18 protein-coding genes are annotated in these 18,143 nt (G+C 64.3%); 11 read left to right on the top strand and 7 right to left on the bottom strand.

Annotation, left to right across the window (positions count from 1 at the left end):
* From Q8N40_RS21655 to Q8N40_RS21630, 6 genes are all read left to right on the top strand, one after another.
* A partial coding sequence (locus tag Q8N40_RS21655; RefSeq protein WP_305713248.1) for a Gfo/Idh/MocA family protein occupies positions 1 to 841 on the top strand: 841 nt, incomplete at its 5' end.
* A gap of 52 nt (positions 842 to 893) precedes the next feature.
* Positions 894 to 2,045 (top strand): DegT/DnrJ/EryC1/StrS aminotransferase family protein, encoded by a 1,152-nt coding sequence (locus Q8N40_RS21650; protein ID WP_305322058.1) that lies wholly within the window; start codon positions 894 to 896, stop codon positions 2,043 to 2,045.
* A gap of 99 nt (positions 2,046 to 2,144) precedes the next feature.
* Positions 2,145 to 3,677 (top strand): murein biosynthesis integral membrane protein MurJ, encoded by a 1,533-nt coding sequence (murJ, locus tag Q8N40_RS21645; RefSeq protein WP_305713247.1) that lies wholly within the window; start codon positions 2,145 to 2,147, stop codon positions 3,675 to 3,677.
* A 170-nt stretch (positions 3,678 to 3,847) separates the two neighbouring features.
* Positions 3,848 to 4,711 (top strand): outer membrane protein, encoded by an 864-nt coding sequence (locus Q8N40_RS21640; protein ID WP_305713246.1) that lies wholly within the window; start codon positions 3,848 to 3,850, stop codon positions 4,709 to 4,711.
* Between the two features lie 187 nt (positions 4,712 to 4,898).
* A complete protein-coding gene (locus Q8N40_RS21635) occupies positions 4,899 to 7,208 on the top strand; it encodes a xanthine dehydrogenase family protein molybdopterin-binding subunit (RefSeq protein WP_305713245.1) in 2,310 nt (769 codons plus the stop codon).
* Between the two features lie 110 nt (positions 7,209 to 7,318).
* A complete protein-coding gene (locus tag Q8N40_RS21630; protein WP_305320341.1) occupies positions 7,319 to 7,768 on the top strand; it encodes a cytochrome c in 450 nt (149 codons plus the stop codon).
* Between the two features lie 218 nt (positions 7,769 to 7,986).
* Here Q8N40_RS21630 and Q8N40_RS21625 read toward each other — a convergent pair whose 3' ends face one another.
* Positions 7,987 to 8,412, bottom strand: coding sequence for a CHRD domain-containing protein (locus tag Q8N40_RS21625; RefSeq protein ID WP_305320339.1), 426 nt, complete (start codon positions 8,410 to 8,412; stop codon positions 7,987 to 7,989).
* 159 nt (positions 8,413 to 8,571) lie between these two features.
* Here Q8N40_RS21625 and Q8N40_RS21620 point away from each other — a divergent pair, with 159 nt between their 5' ends.
* Positions 8,572 to 9,498 carry a cytochrome c gene (locus Q8N40_RS21620; RefSeq protein ID WP_305713244.1) on the top strand — a complete coding sequence of 309 codons (927 nt, stop codon included), beginning with the start codon at positions 8,572 to 8,574 and terminating at the stop codon, positions 9,496 to 9,498.
* Between the two features lie 112 nt (positions 9,499 to 9,610).
* On the opposite strand, the gene Q8N40_RS21615 is transcribed toward Q8N40_RS21620, so the two are convergent.
* Together Q8N40_RS21615 and Q8N40_RS21610 are read right to left on the bottom strand one after the other, a co-directional pair.
* A complete protein-coding gene (locus tag Q8N40_RS21615) occupies positions 9,611 to 10,753 on the bottom strand; it encodes a TAXI family TRAP transporter solute-binding subunit (RefSeq protein WP_371135780.1) in 1,143 nt (380 codons plus the stop codon).
* 279 nt (positions 10,754 to 11,032) lie between these two features.
* A complete protein-coding gene (locus Q8N40_RS21610) occupies positions 11,033 to 11,278 on the bottom strand; it encodes an Lrp/AsnC ligand binding domain-containing protein (RefSeq protein ID WP_212437491.1) in 246 nt (81 codons plus the stop codon).
* A gap of 193 nt (positions 11,279 to 11,471) precedes the next feature.
* On the opposite strand from Q8N40_RS21610, the gene thiD reads away from it, so the two are divergent.
* Positions 11,472 to 12,272, top strand: a complete 801-nt coding sequence (gene thiD / locus Q8N40_RS21605; RefSeq protein WP_305713242.1) for a bifunctional hydroxymethylpyrimidine kinase/phosphomethylpyrimidine kinase — start codon at positions 11,472 to 11,474, stop codon at positions 12,270 to 12,272.
* Between the two features lie 30 nt (positions 12,273 to 12,302).
* Here the strand turns inward: thiD and Q8N40_RS21600 are convergent, their stop codons facing one another.
* From Q8N40_RS21600 to Q8N40_RS21590, 3 genes are all read right to left on the bottom strand, one after another.
* Entirely contained in the window at positions 12,303 to 12,905 is a 603-nt protein-coding gene (locus tag Q8N40_RS21600; protein WP_305713241.1) for a pyridoxamine 5'-phosphate oxidase family protein, read from the bottom strand.
* 104 nt (positions 12,906 to 13,009) lie between these two features.
* Positions 13,010 to 13,357, bottom strand: a complete 348-nt coding sequence (locus Q8N40_RS21595; RefSeq protein ID WP_305322130.1) for a hypothetical protein — start codon at positions 13,355 to 13,357, stop codon at positions 13,010 to 13,012.
* Between the two features lie 37 nt (positions 13,358 to 13,394).
* Positions 13,395 to 14,384, bottom strand: coding sequence for a tripartite tricarboxylate transporter substrate binding protein (locus Q8N40_RS21590; protein WP_305713240.1), 990 nt, complete (start codon positions 14,382 to 14,384; stop codon positions 13,395 to 13,397).
* Between the two features lie 442 nt (positions 14,385 to 14,826).
* On the opposite strand from Q8N40_RS21590, the gene Q8N40_RS21585 reads away from it, so the two are divergent.
* Both Q8N40_RS21585 and Q8N40_RS21580 read left to right on the top strand, forming a co-directional pair.
* Positions 14,827 to 15,891, top strand: a complete 1,065-nt coding sequence (locus Q8N40_RS21585) for a ketopantoate reductase family protein (protein WP_305713239.1) — start codon at positions 14,827 to 14,829, stop codon at positions 15,889 to 15,891.
* A 177-nt stretch (positions 15,892 to 16,068) separates the two neighbouring features.
* Positions 16,069 to 17,022, top strand: coding sequence for a cyclase family protein (locus Q8N40_RS21580; RefSeq protein WP_305713238.1), 954 nt, complete (start codon positions 16,069 to 16,071; stop codon positions 17,020 to 17,022).
* A 96-nt stretch (positions 17,023 to 17,118) separates the two neighbouring features.
* Here the strand turns inward: Q8N40_RS21580 and Q8N40_RS21575 are convergent, their stop codons facing one another.
* A complete protein-coding gene (locus Q8N40_RS21575; RefSeq protein WP_305713237.1) occupies positions 17,119 to 17,799 on the bottom strand; it encodes an ankyrin repeat domain-containing protein in 681 nt (226 codons plus the stop codon).
* 121 nt (positions 17,800 to 17,920) lie between these two features.
* Between Q8N40_RS21575 and Q8N40_RS21570 the strand changes: the two genes are divergently transcribed.
* The coding region (locus tag Q8N40_RS21570; RefSeq protein WP_305319028.1) for a DUF3551 domain-containing protein at positions 17,921 to 18,143 on the top strand (223 nt) is incomplete at its 3' end.

Raw genomic sequence — 18,143 nt, 5'->3', positions numbered from 1 at the left:
TGAACTGGCCGGCTGCCGCGCCTTTGCCACGCTGGACGAACTGCTCGCGGAGGGCGTCGATGCCGTGACCATCGCCGCGCCGACGCACCTCCATCACGAGGTCGCGCTCGCCTGCATCGCCCGCGGCATCCACATCCTGGTCGAAAAGCCGATCGCCTCCACGGTCGAGGAAGGGCGCGACATCGTCGATGCGGCCAGCCGCGCCGGCGTGACGCTGATGGTGGGGCATGTCGAACGCTTCAACCCGGCGGTCGCCGCCATCAAGGCGGCGCTGGCGGGCGAGGATATTCTTTCGATCGCGATCACCCGCGTCGGTCCATTTCCGCCGCGGATGTCGAATGTTGGGGTGGTGATCGACCTCGCCGTGCATGACATCGACCTGATCCGCTGGTTCACCGAGTCCGATATCGTCGAGGTGCAGCCGCAATTGTCCAGCGCCATCGCCGAGCGCGAGGATATCGCGCTGTTGCAGTTCCGCACCGCCTCCGGCGTGCTTGCTCACATCAACACCAACTGGCTGACGCCGTTCAAGGCGCGCAGCGTCACGGTCGCGACCCGCGGCAAATATGTGATGGGCGATCTCCTCACCCGTCAGGTCACCGAGTGCTTCGGCTTCAAGCCGGACGGCAGCTATTCGATGCGCCATCTGCCGGTCGGCCATGTCGAGCCGCTGCGCGCCGAACTGATTTCGTTTCTCGGCGCCGTGAACTCCGGCACCGTGCCCGCGGTCACCGGCGACGAAGGCGTCGCCAGCCTGGAAATTGCGATCCGCTGCCTGGAAACGCCCGCCAGGCCCGCCGCCTCTTCCGCCCGCAAGGGGCCACGCCGCGTCGTCGGCTAGCGATCTCCGCATGTCCCTTTCCCAATCTCCGCAAGGCTCCGTCAAAGGCTCCATGAACCAGCACCTGCGTCCAGAACCCGTACCGTTCATCGACATCGCCGCGCAGCGCCGCCGGCTCGGCGCGTCGATCGATGAGGCGGTTACCCGCGTGCTGACGCATTGCCAGTTCATCAACGGTCCGGAAGTGACCGCGCTCGAGGCAGCACTCGCCGACTACAGCGGCGCCAGACATGTCGTGACCTGCGCCAGCGGCACCGACGCGCTGCTGATGGTGCTGATGGCCAAGGGTGTCGGCCCAGGCGATGCGGTGTTCTGTCCGTCGTTCACGTTCTGCGCGACCGGCGAGGCGGTGGCGCTGACCGGCGCCGTGCCCGTGTTCGTCGATGTCGATGAAGCGACCTTCAACATGGACGTGAATTCGCTGAAGCGCGGCATCGCGACCGCGCGACGGCGTGGCCTTGTGCCGAAAGCGGTGATGCCCGTCGACCTGTTCGGGCAAAGCGCCGACCACGATGCCATCGCTGTCGTGGCGGAGGCCGAAGGCCTGTTCGTGCTCGACGACGCGGCGCAGTCATTCGGCGCGAGCTACAAGGGCCGCCGTCTCGGCACGCTGGGCCTTGCCACGGCGACCAGCTTTTTCCCCGCCAAACCGCTCGGCTGCTACGGCGATGGCGGCGCGATCTTCACCGACGACGCCGCACTGGCCGAAACCCTGCGCAGCATCCGCGTCCATGGCCAGGGCTCCGACAAATACGACAACGTCCGTCTCGGGCTCACCGGGCGGCTCGACACCATGCAGGCGGCGATCCTGCTCGAGAAACTGAAGATCTTCGACGACGAGATCGCCGCGCGCAACCAGGTCGCGGAGCGCTATGCGCGCGGCCTCGGCAACGTGGTGTCGGTGCCGCGGCTCGCCAGCGGCTGCACCTCGATATGGGCCCAGTACACCATCCGGCTGCCCGCAGGCTGCGACCGCGACGGTTTCGCCGCTGCGCTCAAGGCGCAGGGCATTCCCACCGCGATCTATTATGTGAAGTCGATGCATCAGCAGACCGCCTACCGGGAGTTCCCGGTCGCCGATGGCGGTTTGCCGGCGTGCGAACGGCTTTCCGACGATGTCATCAGCCTGCCGATGCATGCCTATCTCGATGAACCGACGCAGGAGCGGATCATCAGGGCTGTGCGCGACGCGATTGGCGCATGATCCCGAAAGGGTGTCCGGTCTTCGGAAAAGATCATGCGCAAATAGAGATTCGCTGATTTCGCCATTTTGCCGCGCCGCCGCATGCTGTAGAAGCGGCTGATGCTCAGACGTATCTTCACCGTCGGCGGCTTTACGCTCCTTTCGCGGCTGACCGGTTTTGCGCGCGACATCATGCTCGCGGCCATTCTCGGCGCCGGCCCGGTGGCCGATGCGTTCTTCGTGGCGCTGCGGCTGCCCAATCACTTCCGGGCGATTTTCGCCGAGGGCGCCTTCAATGCGGCGTTCGTGCCGGCTTACGCGCATGTCCACGGCGAGCGCGGGGCGGCGTCCGCCGGTTTGTTCGCGAACCGCATCTTCACCCTGCTTTTCCTGACGCAACTGGTGTTGCTGGCCGTGGCATGGCTGTTCATGCCGCAGGTGATCGCCATCCTGGCGCCGGGATTTTCCGCAGATCCGGTGCGCGGCGAACTCGCGGTCGAACTGACGCGGATCACCTTTCCCTATCTGCTGCTGATCACGCTGGTGACGCTCTATGGCGGCATGCTCAACGTGATGCACCGCTTCGCCAGCTACGCGGCGGCGCCGATTTTTCTCAATCTGTCGATGATGACGACGCTGGCGCTGGCGGCGTTCTTTCCCGGCGTCGGTTATGCCGCAGCCTGGGGCGTCCTGATCGCGGGCTTCCTCGAATTCCTTCTGCTGGCGGCGGACGCGGCCAGGAGCGGCATCCTGCCGAAATTCGCGCCGCTCAAGCTCGACGAGGATGTCCGCGCCTTCTTTCGCGCGCTGGGGCCTGCGACGCTCGGTTCGATGGGCACGCAGCTCGCGCTGTTCGCCGACACCATCATCGCGACCTTCCTGCCGGCGGGCGCGCTCTCGGCGTTGTATTATGCCGACCGGCTCAACCAGCTTCCGATCGGCGTGATCGGCATCGCCATCGGCACCGTGCTGCTGCCGGAGATGTCGCGACGCCTGACGGCAAACGATCAGGTCGGCGCGATGGCGTCGCAGCGGCGCGCCTTCGACTTCACGCTGCTGTTCTCGGTGCCGTTCGTCGCCGCGTTCCTGACCGTGCCGGACTTCATCATGCGCGCGATGTTCGCGCGCGGCGCGTTCTCGAAAGCCGATGCGGCGGCGGCCGGCGCCACGCTCGCCGCCTACGCCATCGGATTGATTCCGTTCGTGCTGATTCGCAGCGCGGTCGCGACCTTCTACGCCCGCCAGGATACCGCGACGCCGGTCAAGGCGGCGCTGACCGGGATCGCCGTCAATGTCGCCCTGAAGGTCGCGCTGGTCGGCTCATTGGCCCAGGTCGGGCTCGCGCTCGCGACCGCGGTCGGTGCCTGGATCAACCTGTTGCTGGTGATCGCCTTCGCGGTGCGGGCAGGGTACTTCGAATTCGATCGCGCGCTGATGCAGTCGATGGCGAAGTTCGTCGGGTGCGGCGTGGTCCTGGCGGCCGCGCTGTGGTCTGTCGCATGGTACGCCAATCAACAGCTGGCGCATTGGGGCACGCTGCGCGATGAAACGGCGCTGCTGCTGCTGATCGTCACCGGCGCGGTGGTCTATGCCGGCTCGATCCTGCTGCTGTTCGGCCGCCGATGGCTGGTGTCGCTGGTGCGGTCGAGCTGAATTTCGACGATCTTTCAATGGTATAAGTCCACCCGCCCGTCGCACTGGCACCTTTTTGCAACATCTGCGGGCAAAACGACGGCGGGATGCAACCAGAGGTCCCGCTGGCCGGGAATCTCCGCTAGGATCGCGTCAGGTTTCGATTTGATCTTACGACAGAGGGTCACGCCATGCGCGCTTCAACAATCAAGGTAATCGCAACCGCGGCGTTCGCCGCGATGGCTGCAAGTTCGATTGCGTCCGCGGCGGATCTGAGGCCGCGCTACACCAAGGCGCCGCCGCCGATCGTCGAGGTCTGGACCTGGGACAAGTTCTATGTCGGCGTCAACGGCGGCTACAGCTGGGGCCGTTCGGACACCTCGGGCACGTTCTACAACAACACGACCGGAGTTCAGCTCAGCCCGACCCAGAGCGGCAACATCAATCTGGACGGTGCGGTCCTGGGCGGCCAGGTCGGCAAGAACTGGCAGTTCGGAAACTGGGTCGTCGGCGTCGAACTCGACGGCCAGTGGACCGACCAGAAGGGCGGTCGCGGCTTCAGCTGCGTTACGCCGACAGCTCCCCCCGGCGGCATCTGCAATTTCATTACGGCTGGACCCGGTGCCGGCGTCTCGCCGACGACGACCTTCAACCAGCACCTTGAATGGTTCGTGACCCTGCGTCCGCGGGCTGGCGTGCTCATCACTCCGTCTGCGCTGCTCTACGTCACCGGCGGCCTCGCGGTTGCCGGAATCAACACTGACGGCGTCATCAGCGGCTTCAGTGGACAACAGCTGCCTACCTCCGTGGCCTGGAGCAACGACGCCACCAAGTGGGGTTGGGTGGTCGGGGCCGGCGTCGAAGCCCGACTGGGCGGCAACTGGACCGGCAAGCTCGAAGGCCTCTACATGGATTACGGCAGCGTCTCGGGCAGCCCCGTGCTCCTCACCAGCAATCCGCCGCTGCGGTTCGACTACACCTCGAAGGTGACCGACGTGGTGGTGCGGGCCGGCGTGAACTACCATTTCGGCGGCCCGGTGGTCGCGAAGTATTGATCCCGGCGAAAGCTGCTCTCGACAATCAAAGGCCCCGGCATCGTCCGGGGCTTTTTTTGTTGATGATCGCAGTGCAACCGAATGTTTCCTCAAGGTCCAGGCCGCCTTTTTTCCACCGAAAGCGATTTGCGCTGGCTGACGAACCGCTGCAGTATGGAACGGCAGTAAATCCAGAACCGGAGATCAGATGGCGGCTCCCATCAAGTTCGGCGTCGGTCAAAGCGTGCTTCGCAAGGAAGACGACGCGCTCATTCGCGGCAAGGGCCGCTACACCGACGACCACGCGCCGCAGGCCTCGATGCATGCGCTGGTGCTGCGCTCGCCTCACGCCCACGCCAAATTCACCCTCGATGCGACCCGCGCCAAGAGCCTGCCCGGCGTCGGCGCGATCCTGACGGCGGACGACGTCAAGGATCTCGGCGGATTGCCCTGCCTGTTCAATCTGGAAGTCGATCCGTTCACCGGCCCGCTTTATGCCATCCTCGCCCACGGCGTGGTGCGCCACGTCGGCGACGCCGTTGCCTTCGTGGTCGCGGACACCGTCGATCAGGCCCGCGACGCGATCGAGGCCATCGAGGTCAACTGGACGCCGCTGCCGGCCGCGATCGGCCTTGCCAACGCGGTCAGAAAGGGTGCGCCGCAGGTCTGGCCCGATCATGCGGGCAACGTGCTGTTCGACGTGCCGGTCGGCGACAAGAAGGCCACCGAGGCCGCCTTCGCCAAGGCGCATGCGGTGGCCGAAATATCGATCGTCAATCCGCGCGTCATCACCAACTTCATGGAAACCCGCGCCGTGGTCTGCGAATACGACGCCAAGCGGGACCATCTGACGCTGACGATCGGCAGCCAGGGCAGCCACCGGCTGCGCGATATCCTGTGCCAGAACGTGCTCAAGATCCCGGTCGAGAAGATGCGGGTGATCTGTCCGGATGTCGGCGGCGGCTTCGGCACCAAGCTGTTTCCGTATCGCGAATATGCGTTGGTCACGGTCGCTGCGCGCCGGCTGCGCCGCACGGTCAAATGGACCGCCGATCGCGCCGATCATTTCATCGGCGACGCGCAGGGCCGCGACAACGTCACCACGGCGCGGATGGCGCTGGCCGAGGACGGCAAGTTTCTCGCCATGGATGTCGATCTGATGGGCGACATGGGCGCGTATCTGTCGACCTTCGGGCCCTATATTCCGCATGGCGGCGCCGGCATGCTGCCCGGGCTCTACGACATCCAGGCCTTCCACTGCCGGGTCCGTACGGTATTCACCAACACCGTGCCGGTCGACGCCTATCGCGGCGCCGGGCGCCCCGAGGCGGCCTATGTCGTCGAGCGGCTGGTCGACGCCGCCGCGCGCAAGCTGGGCATGGCGCCGGACGCCATCCGGCGCAAGAATTTCATCGCGCCGCGCGCGATGCCTTACAAGACTGCGACCGGCAAGGTGTACGATTCCGGGGATTTTACCGCCCATATGAAGCGGGCGATGGAGATCGGCAACTGGAAGGAGTTTCCGAAGCGCGCCAAGGCCGCGAAGAAGCAGGGGCTGGTGCGCGGCATCGGGCTCGGCACCTATGTCGAGGTGTGCGGCACGATGGGCGAGGAGACCGCCAACGTCGCGCTCGATCCCAATGGTGACGTCACCATCCTGATCGGCACGCAGTCGAGCGGGCAGGGCCACCAGACCGCCTATGCGCAGATCGTCGCCGAGCAGTTCGGCCTGACGCCGGAGCGGGTTCACATCTTCCAGGGCGATACCGACCGCATCGCCACCGGCCTCGGCACCGGCGGCTCGGCCTCGATCCCGACCGGCGGCGTCTGCGTCGAGCGCGCCACCCGCACGCTGGGTATGAATTTGCGCGAGATCGCCGCCGAGGCGCTGGAAACCAGCGCCGGCGACCTCGAGATCAGCGACGGCATCGTGCGGATCGCCGGCACCGACCGCGCCATCAGCTTCGCCGATCTGGCGAAGCGGCCGGGCGTCGACCCGTCGAAGCTGAAGGCCGCCGCGACCTTCACCAGCGCCGACGGCACCTACCCCAACGGCACCCATTTGGCCGAGGTGGAGATCGACCCTGCCACCGGTATCATCAAGATCATTCAATACGTGATCGTCGACGATTTCGGGGTAACGCTGAATCCGTTGCTGCTCGCCGGCCAGGTTCATGGCGGCGCGATGCAGGGGATCGGCCAGGCCCTGATGGAACATGCGGTTTACGATCCGAAGGACGGCCAGCTCGTCACCGGCACGTTCATGGACTATGCGCTGCCGCGTGCGGCCGACGGTCCGTCATTCGTGTTCGAAACCCATAATGTGCCCTGCAAGACCAACCCGCTGGGCGTCAAGGGCGCGGGCGAGGCCGGCGCGATCGGCTCCTGTCCGGCGGTCGTCAACGCGATCATCGAGGGGCTATGGCGCGAATACAAGATCGACCACATCGACATGCCGGCTACGCCTGAGCGGGTCTGGATCGCGATCCGCGAGCACCAGCGTCAGCATAGCCTCTGACATTTTGTCGCGCACCGGGAATGAAAGTCCGGGCGCGGGGTTGGGCCATGATCAGCACCATTCGCGGAAAGTGAATGGGCGGGATCAAAAACAAGGGGAGTCGAGCGATGATCATGCGAACTGTTGTGGTGGTGGGAACGCTTTTGCTCGGTGCGGGCGCCGTGCTGGCGCAGCAGGATGCGGTCAAGCTGGCCCAGGACACCATGAAGGCTAATGGCAGGAACATGGGCACCGTGTTGAGCCCGATGTTCAAGGGCGAAAAGCCCTACGATCAGGCCGCGGTGGATGCCGCGCTCAACCAGTTCGAAGACACCGCCAAGAAGCTGCCGACCATGTTCCCCGCCAGCCTCAAGGATGCCAAATGGGAGGGCGATTTCAGCCCGTCGCCGAAGGTCTGGGAGGACAAGGCCGGCCACGACGCCAAGATCGCGAGCTTCGCCAAAGTGGTCGCCGAGGCCAAGGCCAAGATCAAGGACCTCGATTCGCTGAAGGCGAATTTTCCCGGCATCGGCAAGGAATGCAGCGCCTGCCACGAGACCTACCGCCTCAAGAAGGGCTGAGGTTGCCTTAGCCCGGTAGAGCAATCGGAGCGGCGAGCGCCGCTCCGAAACCGGGAAACACAATAGCCCGGATCCAGCCGGCGCTCAGCGCAATGCGCCGCGCGTATCGGCGTTGCCTCGGTTTCCCGGAAATCGCTAACTAACTGACCGGAGCGGCGATTTGCGCCGCCCCGTTGGCTTCTATCCGGCTGCCAAATGGAATGAAGGGCGTCGAAGCCTTACTTCTTCACCTGGCCGCGGATTTCGCCGCCCGGATTGGCTGCGGTGTGGACATTGATGTAGTATTTCCCGGCCATCAGGTCGGCCGCCTGGGCGTCGGTAAGGGTGGCGCTGCCTTCGACCGGGCTTGAGGCGACGTTGGGAATGGGGACGGCCACGCCGGCGTTCTTGCCGGCTTCGGCCGGTCCGTGGAAATGCGCCGCGGTGGGGGGGCCGGAGAGCCCCGAATAGGTCAGCTTCCAGCTCAGCTTCTTGCTGGCGGGGTCGAAGTCGAGGTCGGCGGTGCCCGTTCCGGCGGAATTGTTGGGGGGGACTTCGGCCTTACCGTCAAGGGTAACCTTCATCTTGTCGGCGAACGCGGGTCCGGCGAAGGCGAAGGCTGCTCCGAGCGCCAGCGCAACAAGTTTGGTCCTGGTGTTCGACATGGTTTTCTCCCTGTTGACGCAACGTGATGGTCAGCTTCAAAACAGCGGCGTCGCGGAATTGTTCCCGCAGCGCGGCTTGAACGTCACCGATTTTCAGGCAAGGCTGCAATAACGGCCATACTGGCCGCCAGGTTCAGGCCATTGAAAACGGATCGGTGAATGCTGCGGCGAATGCTCCCTGCGCTTGTTGTTGTCGCCGCCCTCGGCTGCGCGATTTTCTGGTGGCTGACGATGCCTGTGACCGTAGCAGCGAGTTCGCTGCCGGCCTACACGCCTGATACGGCCAACGGACTCACAGCGTTCAATGCCGGTGGATGTTCCTCCTGCCATGCGGTGCCGGCCCAGCCCGATCGTTTGAAACTCGGTGGCGGGCTCGCCATGCCATCGCCGTTCGGGACTTTCCATGTGCCCAACATCTCGCCCGATCCGGCCGATGGCATCGGACGATGGACCGAAGCCGAATTCGTCACCGCGGTGCTCAAGGGCACCGCGCCTTCGGGCGCACATTATTTTCCGGCGTTTCCCTATGGCTCCTACGCCATCACGCGAGTCGAAGACGCCCGCGACCTGTTCGCCTATCTGAAGACGCTGGCGCCGGTGTCCGGCAAGGTGCGCGATCACGACGTGCCGTTTCCGTTCAACGTCAGGCGCAATGTCGGAATCTGGAAATTCCTGTTCATGGACGACAAGCCCTATCAGCCGGACCCCGCGCGTTCGGCGCAGTGGAATCGCGGCGCCTATCTGGTCGACGGCCTCGGCCATTGCGCCGAATGCCACAGCCCGCGCAATTTTCTCGGCGGCATCGTCGCGGCGCAGCGTTTTGCCGGCGGACCGAACCCGGAAGGCGAAGGCTGGGTGCCGAACATCACGCAGAAGCGGCTCGGCGAATGGAGCGCCAAGGACATCGCCTACTTCCTCGAGACCGGAATGACGCCCGAGGGCGACACCGCCGGCGGATCGATGGCGCGCGTGATCCGCAATACGTCGCAACTGTCGCCCGGGGATCGCGCGGCGATGGCGGAATACATCAAATCGCTGCCGCCGGTGGAGGGACCGCCGCGGCCGAAAAAGGCGGAGAAGTCGTAGAGGGTTCGCTCCCCTCCTTCCACGCGCCCTTGCGCGTGGTGGGGAGGGGTTGGGGCCCCGACCCCTCCCCCACCGCTTCGCGGGAGGAGGGGAGAAGTGGAGGTCGCATCGTTCAGAACGTATCGATCAGGCCGGCCTTGCTGAGCACCGCCTTGCGCACGGCCATCCACTCCTCGGCGAATTTGGCGGCATCGGCCGACGGGTTGCCCTTCATGAAACCGTCCCACGCGGCGATCAGGATCTCCTGGCGCTTGAGCAGTCCGTTGTTGTGCTTCTCCTGGTCGTCGCTCCAGGCCCCGGCTTCCTTCAACGCCTTCACGGCGCCCTTGTGTGTCGGCACCGCCCAGTTCTTCGCCTGCGCCTTCACCGATAGCCCGCTGGCGCCGGGTGCGTTGTCCTTGTAGCCGTCATAGCCCTCGATCATCGCCTTCGTCAGCATGTAGACCTCGTCTTCGGGCTGGCCGGCATAGACGCTGTAGATCGGATACGGATAGGTGCCGACCTCGACCGGCTTCTCTTTCGAGAACTCACCCGCGCCACACGTAGCCTTGTGCTCCGTGAAATACGGGCCGACCTTGCGCATGCGCTCCCATCCCGCCTTGTCGGAGAACGGCATGGCTGGCCAAATGATGCCGCGCGGCGACGTCTGCAGTTCCTTGGCCGGCCCGGAGATCGTCGAACCGAAAACCGCATCGGTATCGTTGTTGATGATGCCTTTCCACATCGCATTGTTGCCCGCGAACTCGACGATCTTGACGTCCTTCGCCGTCAAATTGGCGAATGCCAGCACGGCCAGCGCATTCTGGTTGAGCGCGGGCGAACCGACCACGAAGCCGATGCGCTTGCCTTTCAGGTCGGCGTAGCTCTTGACGCCGGTGTCGGCGGCGACCGCCAGCGAAAGGCCATTGCAGTCGATCGAGCTCAGCGTGATCTGGATCGGTTGCGGTCCCCATTCCCGGGTCGCGAATTCGAACACGCCTTCCTGCGCGAAATAGACCCCGACACCCATTGCCGAGATGCTGGCGCGCTTGAGGCGCAGCGGCTGCAAGCGGGCGACGTCGTTGCCGGCGGGCAATACGCGCGCGTCGGCGCCGTATTTGTCCTTGAGCATCTTGCCGACGGCGACGGTGATGTTGAACCCCGACGTGCCCGTGTCGTAGGCCGTCATCGTCACGCTGGGCGGCAATTTGACCTGTGCGGCCGCCGTCGATGCCGCGACCGCGGTCCCGGTCAACGCAATGGCCGCCAGCATCATCTTCGAATTGATCATTCCATTCCTCCCGTTACGGCTGTCGTTGCAGCCTTGAGTCGCTTGTCGCCGATGCTTCCCGGTCCCGCAAGGGGGAGCGACGCCGGAAACAGGCTCGCGCATGGCATCGATGCTCGCGGATTTCCCGCGCTCCCGCAAGACCGAAGCTAGACACGGACGGAAGCCAATCCGCGCACCTGGACCCAGGCTAGTCCGACAGCCAGCGTACCGCGTGGGTTGCAATGGCGATCGTTGCGGTTGTGCCGACACTTCCAGGTTCAGATCCTAGCCGCCGCCGAATGCCTTGAAGGTGATGATGGTGTGGGTGTCCTGGATGCCGGGAATGACCTGGACCTTCTCGTTGACGAAATGGCCGATGTCGGTGGCGTTGTCGACGTAGAACTTGACCAGCAGGTCGTAATCTCCAGCGGTGGAATAGATCTCCGAGGCGATCTCGGCTTCGGCGAGCGCATTGGCGACGGCATAGGACTGGCCGAGCTTGCATTTGAATTGCACGAAAAAGGGAACCATCGCTGTCGTCTCCTGGAGGGCGTCTCGTTGAGCGCAATATAGCGTTTTCAGGCAAGGTGGATACCGTTTGCGTGAAGAAAACGCGGTCGCCGAAGAGGGCATATCCAGCGGCTTGTGACCGGCGAACTTGCTGTCGATATCGGGTCGCGCTAGGACAGCGTGCTGGATTGCCAGGAATGATGCGAGCCGAACCATGACAATTCCGATCGCGCTCACCATCGCCGGCTCGGATTGTTCCGGCGGCGCCGGCATCCAGGCCGACCTCAAGAGCTTCGCCGCGCTCGGCGTTTACGGCGCCTCCGTCATCACCGCCTTGACCGCGCAGAACACCAGGGGCGTCACCGGCATTCATCAGGTGCCCGCTGATTTCGTCACCGCGCAGATCGATGCAGTATTCGGCGATCTCGAGGTCAAGGCCGTCAAGATCGGCATGGTGGCGGACCTCGCCGTGATCGACGCCATCGCCGCGGGACTGCGCAAGTGGTCGCCGAAACACATCGTGCTCGATCCCGTGATGGTCGCCACATCAGGGGATCGGCTGCTGGCGGCCGAAGCCGTCGACGCGTTGCGCACAAAACTCATTCCGCTGGCTTCGCTGATCACGCCCAACATGCCGGAAGCCGCCGCGTTGCTGGATGAGCCGGTTGCCGCCGACGAGGCCGCGATCGAGAGCCAGGGCCGGCGGCTGCTGGCGATGGGCTGTCCCGCGGTGCTGATCAAGGGCGGGCACGGGCAGGGCGCCGAGAGCATCGACTATCTCGTCACCGGCAACGGCGCCATCGCGCTGGCGGCCCCGCGCATCGCCACCCGGAACACCCACGGCACCGGCTGCTCATTGTCGTCAGCTGTCGCCGCCGGCCTGGCGAAAGGCGAGGACATGGAAACCGCGGTGCGGAATGCGAAAGCCTGGGTCAGCGCCGCGATCGCGGCGGCCGACCGGCTTGGTGTCGGCCATGGCCACGGGCCGATCCATCACTTTCACGGGTTTTACTAGGACCAGCCGCTCCAAACCCGTTTGCAGCCGTCAGCCCCCAAACGTCGGCTGGCGCGGGTGCACGCAATCCTTGAAAACGTCGAAGCCCTTCCACACCGGCTCAGGGGCATCGTGTCCCGGTCGCGGTGCGTAAACCGAGGGATCGACCAACTGCATGTCCGGGATGTAGCGCGGACAATTCGGGAAGATCACGCGCGCGGTGACACGGACGATCAACTGCGCGCCGACGGTGCTGGCGAGCAGCGGATCCTCGCGGCTCACCGTCGCCGTGCCGTTGACGCGCAGGCGCTGCGGCCTGCCATGCATGGCGATGAACAGCAGGCCGACATCGGCATTCACCACGATGTTGCCGAGGCTCTTGAACATGCCGTTGCCATCGTAGTCGGGGAACGCAAGTTCGGACGGGCCGGTGACGGTCACGAAGCCCGGCATGCCGCCCTTGAATGAGCAATCGGGCTGACCCTCGGCGTTGGCGGTAGCGAGAAAGAAATACGGTGCGCTCTCGATAAAAACCCGATCCTCCGGCGTGAACTCCTTACGGCAAAACTCTTCCAGACGGTCCGAAATCCGGCGGCTTTCGAACTGATCCTGCAGCCGGCGGTTGCCCTCGTGAAACATGACGCTGTCGGTCATCGCTGCTCTCCTCGGTCATACGGCAGTCGGGCGGGATGTTCGTCGCCCTGCCGGGGGCAAGTGTAGCACCGATTTTGCGGCCGCAGGCGCCACGCGCTGGCGCGTCAAATCAATTTCATCGGCCTGTCAGCCACCAGGCGAAGCTCGATGCTGCCGATCAGATCCGAGCGGAGCGTCTCGGCATCGCTGATGGCGTCCATCGTTTGTCGCAACGTGCTGACATTCGATCCGAGCGACACGATTCCGCCCAGCAACATGGCGATCGAACCCAGCGCGGCCGCCGCACTGGATCCGAGCAGGCCGAGCATCATGACGATCAGCATGGCGAAGCCGCCGCCGATGGCCGCCTTGGAAACCAGAATGATCTTCCGGCATCGCTCGGCGACCTCGGCAAGCTGCTCAAGGCGCGCCTCGATCCGCGAAATTTCGTCGGTCGGGTTGTCCTCGGCCATCAAGTGCCCGGCTTGTCGGCCGTGATCCTTTTCCAAATCACGCCGGCGGCAAGCCGAGCGCCTGCCCACTCTCGATCCAGATCGGCAATTCGCGCTGATACAAGGCATTGGCTTCCTTGAATCCGATCGCCGGGTCGAGCGCGAAGGTAGCGAGAACTTCCTTCACTTTCGGATCCTGGTTGGCCGCCACGCAAAGCTCCGACAGCCGATCGACGATCGGTTGCGGCGTCGCCTTCGGCAAGGCCCAGCCCGTGAATCCGCTGATGCTGAAGAACTTCGACGTCGCGCCCTGTTCGGGCAGGGTCTTGACGTCGGGGATGGCGGGGACCTTCCTCGAATGTACTGCGAACAGGGTGCCCTTGTTGCTCTGCAGGACGGATTGCGCGGCCGTATAGCTGCCCATCGCGACATCGAGCGTGCCGTCCAGCAGGCCCGTCCACATCGGCGCTTCGCCCCGATAGTGGATCGGTTCGATTTTCAGACCATATTGCTTGTTGAGTTCATTGATCGTCATGTGCGGGGCCGAGCCCGCGCTGTAGGTGCCGAAGTTCACCTGGCCCTTCTTGCGCGCGAAAGCGACGAAATCGTCCAGCGACTTGACGCCGGACTCCAGGCTCGCGATCAGCAGCAGGCCGGCGCCGGGGATGATGCTGACCAGCGTCAGGTCCTTGTCCATGTCGTAGCCGGGGTTCTTCATCATCACCCGGTTCATCACATAGGTGGTCGAGATCGAGCACAGGATGGTGTGGCCGTCCGGCGCCGCGCGCGCGACTTCCGCAGCGCCGATCGAGCCCGAGGCGCCCGCCTTGTTTTCGATGATGACGTTCTGGCCCACCTGCCTGGAGATGAAATCGCCGAAGGCGCGCGCCAGCAGGTCGGTCTGCCCGCCCGCCGGGTAGCTGCACACCATGCGGATCTGCCGCGACGGCCACGCTGCTTGCGCCGAGGCGGCGCGCGAGAGCAACGGCATCGCGGCAGCCGCCGCGCCGCCGGCGATGAAGTGGCGGCGATTGAATTTCGTTGACATGGTTCCTCCCTGAATTTGCGGCGAGGGTATAGCATCGTCCGGCTTCCGCAACGAGCCAAAGACGGGACAGATTGGCGCATTGATAAAAAAAATCCGGACTGTTCCCCGTGTGGCGGAAGCCAGGGTTGGAGAGTTCGCGTGGGATCAATCGCAGACCTTGGGTTGTGGAAAGACCCGTCCTCCCTTGCTCTCCCGGAGAGATGCCTTGTTCGCCATCGGGGCGAAGACCGCGCCGGGGAGGGCAAGGCGTGAAAACGGTGACCTGATTGTAATACCGATCAGGTTGCGATAAGCACGGCGGCTCCTTGTCGGAACGGGCTGTTCCCATGGGATGCCCGGCCTGCTCCGTCGCTCCGCCCACGCGGACCCTCACGGAAATTTTCAGCCAGGCCTCGGCCGGGACGTCAAGGAAAATTCGAACATCATCTGTGGAAGAGAGAGCATGGCGCGCAACATTCTGATTCTTGGAGCTTCCTATGGCTCCCTGCTGGGGACCAAGCTTTTGATGGCGGGTCACAACGTGACCCTGGTTTGCCGGAAGAAGACCGCGGAGCTGATCAATCGCGACGGCACCGAAGTTCGCATCAAGCTGCGCGACGAGGCGGTGCACCGCGCGATCTTTTCGCGCGACCTGCCGGGGAAGCTGGACGCGACCGAGCCCGGCAACGTCGACATCTCGCGTTACGACATGGTGGCGCTGGCCATGCAGGAGCCGCAATACACCAACCATACGGTGCGGGTCCTGATGGTCAAGATCGCCGCCGCGGGGCTGCCGTGTCTTTCGATCATGAACATGCCGCCCTTGCCCTATCTGAAGCGGATCCCGGCGCTGGCCGACATGGAGCTCGAAGAGGCCTACACCAATGCGCAGGTGTGGGAGCGCTTCAAGCCGGGACTGCTGTCGCTCTGCTCGCCCGATCCGCAAGCCTTCCGGCCGCCGGAAGAGGCGGCGAACGTCCTTCATGTCGGCCTGCCGACCAACTTCAAGGCTTCGACATTCGCCGATGAGCAGCACAACAAGGTGCTTCGGGAGCTGGAAGCCGACATCGACGCGGTGACGCTGGATGGCCATGACGTTCCGGTGAAGCTCAAGGTGTTCGATTCGCTGTTCGTGCCGCTGGCCAAATGGTCGATGCTGCTGACCGGGAATTACCGCTGCATCACGCCGCACGAGCCGCAGTCGATCCGCGACGCCGTGCACGGCGACCTGAGGCTCTCGCAGGCGATCTATGACCATGTCGACACCATCGCCCGGCGTCTGGGAGCCGATCCGCAGGATCAGGTGCCGTTCGTGAAATATGCCAAGGCGGCGGAAAGCCTGTTGAAGCCCTCATCGGCGGCCCGCGCGGTCGCCGGCGGCGCGCCCTTCATCGAGCGCGTCGACCTGCTGGTGAAGCTGATCTCGCATCAGCTCGGCATGGCCAATGCCGAGATCGATCGCACGGTCGAGATCGTGGACCAGAAGCTGAACGAAAGAATCGTGGCGGGCGGCTCCGGCTTGAACTGACGGGGCTGCTTCGCAGTTCGATGTGGGCGCGCTTACACTCCGTCACTTCGCCCCGGAAGTCTTTGGGATGACAGGCAGCTTCCGATAGAAGCGATTTGGCTTGAACCGGCTGGAGCGGACGCGCATTATTTGCCCCAGGGGGCCGTTTCCAGAGCTCCCTCTCTTGGGAGGACACTGATGAAAGCATTCACATTGGGTGCCGCGATCACGCTTGCGTTTTCCGCCACCGCCTGGGCGCAGGCACCCACCTGGACCGTTCCGGCCGAAAGCCAGCGCTGTCCGTCGAAATGGGGCGCGGCTGACGAGCGCGGTTCGGCCAATCACCAGAAACCCGCGGCGGTGATGAACGGCGCGAAGCTGATCAAGACCGGCGAGGTGATCGAACTCGCCCACGTGCTCGGGCCCAGCATGGCGTTTTTCGGGACGCGGCGCTTCGACGTGCACACCAAGCGCACCTTCATGAACCAGTTCTCCAACATGCGCGGCTCGAACGAAGAGATCATCATCACCGAGCTTGGCCAGGTCGGCACGCAGTTCGACGGCTTTGCGCACCAGACCCATCTCAACAGCTGGTACAATTGCCAGAAGGTCGACGAGAACGTCGACCGCGGCGGCTTCAAGAAGTTCGGCATCCATGCGGTAGGCACGCTGTTCACGCGCGGCGTCCTGATCGACGTCGCGGGCTTCAAGGGCGTCGAGATGCTGGGCGACAATTACGAGATCACCGTGGAGGATCTCGAGGGCGCCCTGAAGAAGCAGAACCTGACGCTGCAGCCCGGCGACGCGGTGCTGATCAACACCGGCTGGGGCAAGCTCTACGGCAAGGACAACCCGCGCTACGTGAAGTCCTGTCCGGGCCTCGGCGTGCCGGCCGCGCAGTGGCTGATCGCGAAGGACCCGATGCTGCTCGGCGCCGACAACTGGCCGGTCGAGGTTTCGCCCAACTCCGACAAGCAATTGTCGCTGCCGGTGCATCAGCTGGCGCTGGTGGTGAACGGCGTACACCTGCTCGAGAACCTCAAGCTCGATGAACTCGCGCAGAAGGGCGTCGGCGAATTCGCCTTCGTGATGCAGCCGCTCAAGATTCAGGGCGGCTCGGGCTCCACGGTGTCGCCGGTCGCGGTGCGGTAACGGCGGTTCGCGCCACATCAACTGAACGAGGCCGCCATTGGCGGCCTCGGACGAGCGGTCCCGATGGCAGCCAGCCGAAATTCGCTGGCTGCCCGGTCATTTCGCGCCGGACTTTTCCAGGATGGCGACCATTTCCCGATAGCCGCGATTTCGCGCGAGCTTCAGCGGCGTTGCGCCGCTGCCGTCGGGAATATTGACGTTGGCGCCGGCTTCGACCAATGCGCGCAAGGTCTCGGTGTGGTTGCTGCGGCCATCGCCGAGCACGATGGATTCGATCAGCGCGGTCCATTGCAGATTGTTGACGTGATCGAGCGGCGCTCCGGCGGCAATCAGCGTTCGCACGATCTCGGCGTGGCCGAGATGGGCCGCGGCGATCAGGGCCGTACCGTCGTAACGGCTGGTGACGGCTTTCGGATTGCCGCCGCCTTCGAGCGCGATCTTGAGCATCGGCACGTCATTGGCGACCGCTGCAATGGTAATGATATCGTAGCGGTCGATTTCGAGTTTGTTCGGATCGGCGCCGAGCCGGATCAGCGCGCGGGCCGCCTCGTGCTGCTTCCGGAAGGCCGCGACATGCAGCGGCGTGCGATGGCGGCCGTCGGTCGCTTCCCTGTTCTCCGCGGATGCAATCCGCTTTTCGATATCGCCGACGTCGCCGCGGGCGGCGGCGGCATGCAGGCCGCCATAGGCGCGCAATTCGGCCTCGGTCGGGGCGATCTGGGCGGCTGCCGGCAGCACGGCCAGCAGGGTGAGGAAAAAGGCGACGAACAGATGCATGGGGAGAAAGCTCCGATTGTCGGGCAGGCGGGGCTGTGCTTCCTTGCTTCGAAGCAACGGTTCGAAGCTGTCGGCGTTCTGAGGTCGAAATCCGATGGTGTCAATATCCAGGGAGATCCTGATGCGTATTCTGGCTTTGGCAATCTTGACGGTGGCAACAATTTCGTCAGCGCCATCGGCCCGCGCCCAGACCTACGATCCGAAGTATCCGGTCTGCCTGCAGATTTATCGAGGCATGACGGATTTCTATTTCGAATGCGGCTACACCTCGATTCCACAGTGCCAGATGTCGGCATCGGGCCGCGCCGCGCAGTGCATCGTCAATCCCTATTACACCGGCACCA

It is taken from the genome of Bradyrhizobium sp., from assembly GCF_030693485.1.
Classification (GTDB): Bacteria; Pseudomonadota; Alphaproteobacteria; order Rhizobiales; family Xanthobacteraceae; genus Bradyrhizobium.
Note: the sequence above shows the minus strand (reverse complement) of the source record. Positions and strands in the feature narration are given on the sequence as shown.

Coding starts and splice junctions, on each gene's coding strand:
- Q8N40_RS21580 (WP_305713238.1), top strand. CDS start 16,069: ATGAAAGCATTCACATTGGGTGCCGCGATCACGCTTGCGTTTTCCGCC.
- thiD (WP_305713242.1), top strand. CDS start 11,472: ATGACAATTCCGATCGCGCTCACCATCGCCGGCTCGGATTGTTCCGGC.
- murJ (WP_305713247.1), top strand. CDS start 2,145: ATGCTCAGACGTATCTTCACCGTCGGCGGCTTTACGCTCCTTTCGCGG.
- Q8N40_RS21615 (WP_371135780.1), bottom strand. CDS start 10,753: ATGATGCTGGCGGCCATTGCGTTGACCGGGACCGCGGTCGCGGCATCG.
- Q8N40_RS21610 (WP_212437491.1), bottom strand. CDS start 11,278: ATGGTTCCCTTTTTCGTGCAATTCAAATGCAAGCTCGGCCAGTCCTAT.
- Q8N40_RS21640 (WP_305713246.1), top strand. CDS start 3,848: ATGCGCGCTTCAACAATCAAGGTAATCGCAACCGCGGCGTTCGCCGCG.
- Q8N40_RS21625 (WP_305320339.1), bottom strand. CDS start 8,412: ATGTCGAACACCAGGACCAAACTTGTTGCGCTGGCGCTCGGAGCAGCC.
- Q8N40_RS21575 (WP_305713237.1), bottom strand. CDS start 17,799: ATGCATCTGTTCGTCGCCTTTTTCCTCACCCTGCTGGCCGTGCTGCCG.
- Q8N40_RS21590 (WP_305713240.1), bottom strand. CDS start 14,384: ATGTCAACGAAATTCAATCGCCGCCACTTCATCGCCGGCGGCGCGGCG.
- Q8N40_RS21620 (WP_305713244.1), top strand. CDS start 8,572: ATGCTGCGGCGAATGCTCCCTGCGCTTGTTGTTGTCGCCGCCCTCGGC.
- Q8N40_RS21600 (WP_305713241.1), bottom strand. CDS start 12,905: ATGACCGACAGCGTCATGTTTCACGAGGGCAACCGCCGGCTGCAGGAT.
- Q8N40_RS21585 (WP_305713239.1), top strand. CDS start 14,827: ATGGCGCGCAACATTCTGATTCTTGGAGCTTCCTATGGCTCCCTGCTG.
- Q8N40_RS21650 (WP_305322058.1), top strand. CDS start 894: ATGAACCAGCACCTGCGTCCAGAACCCGTACCGTTCATCGACATCGCC.
- Q8N40_RS21635 (WP_305713245.1), top strand. CDS start 4,899: ATGGCGGCTCCCATCAAGTTCGGCGTCGGTCAAAGCGTGCTTCGCAAG.
- Q8N40_RS21595 (WP_305322130.1), bottom strand. CDS start 13,357: ATGGCCGAGGACAACCCGACCGACGAAATTTCGCGGATCGAGGCGCGC.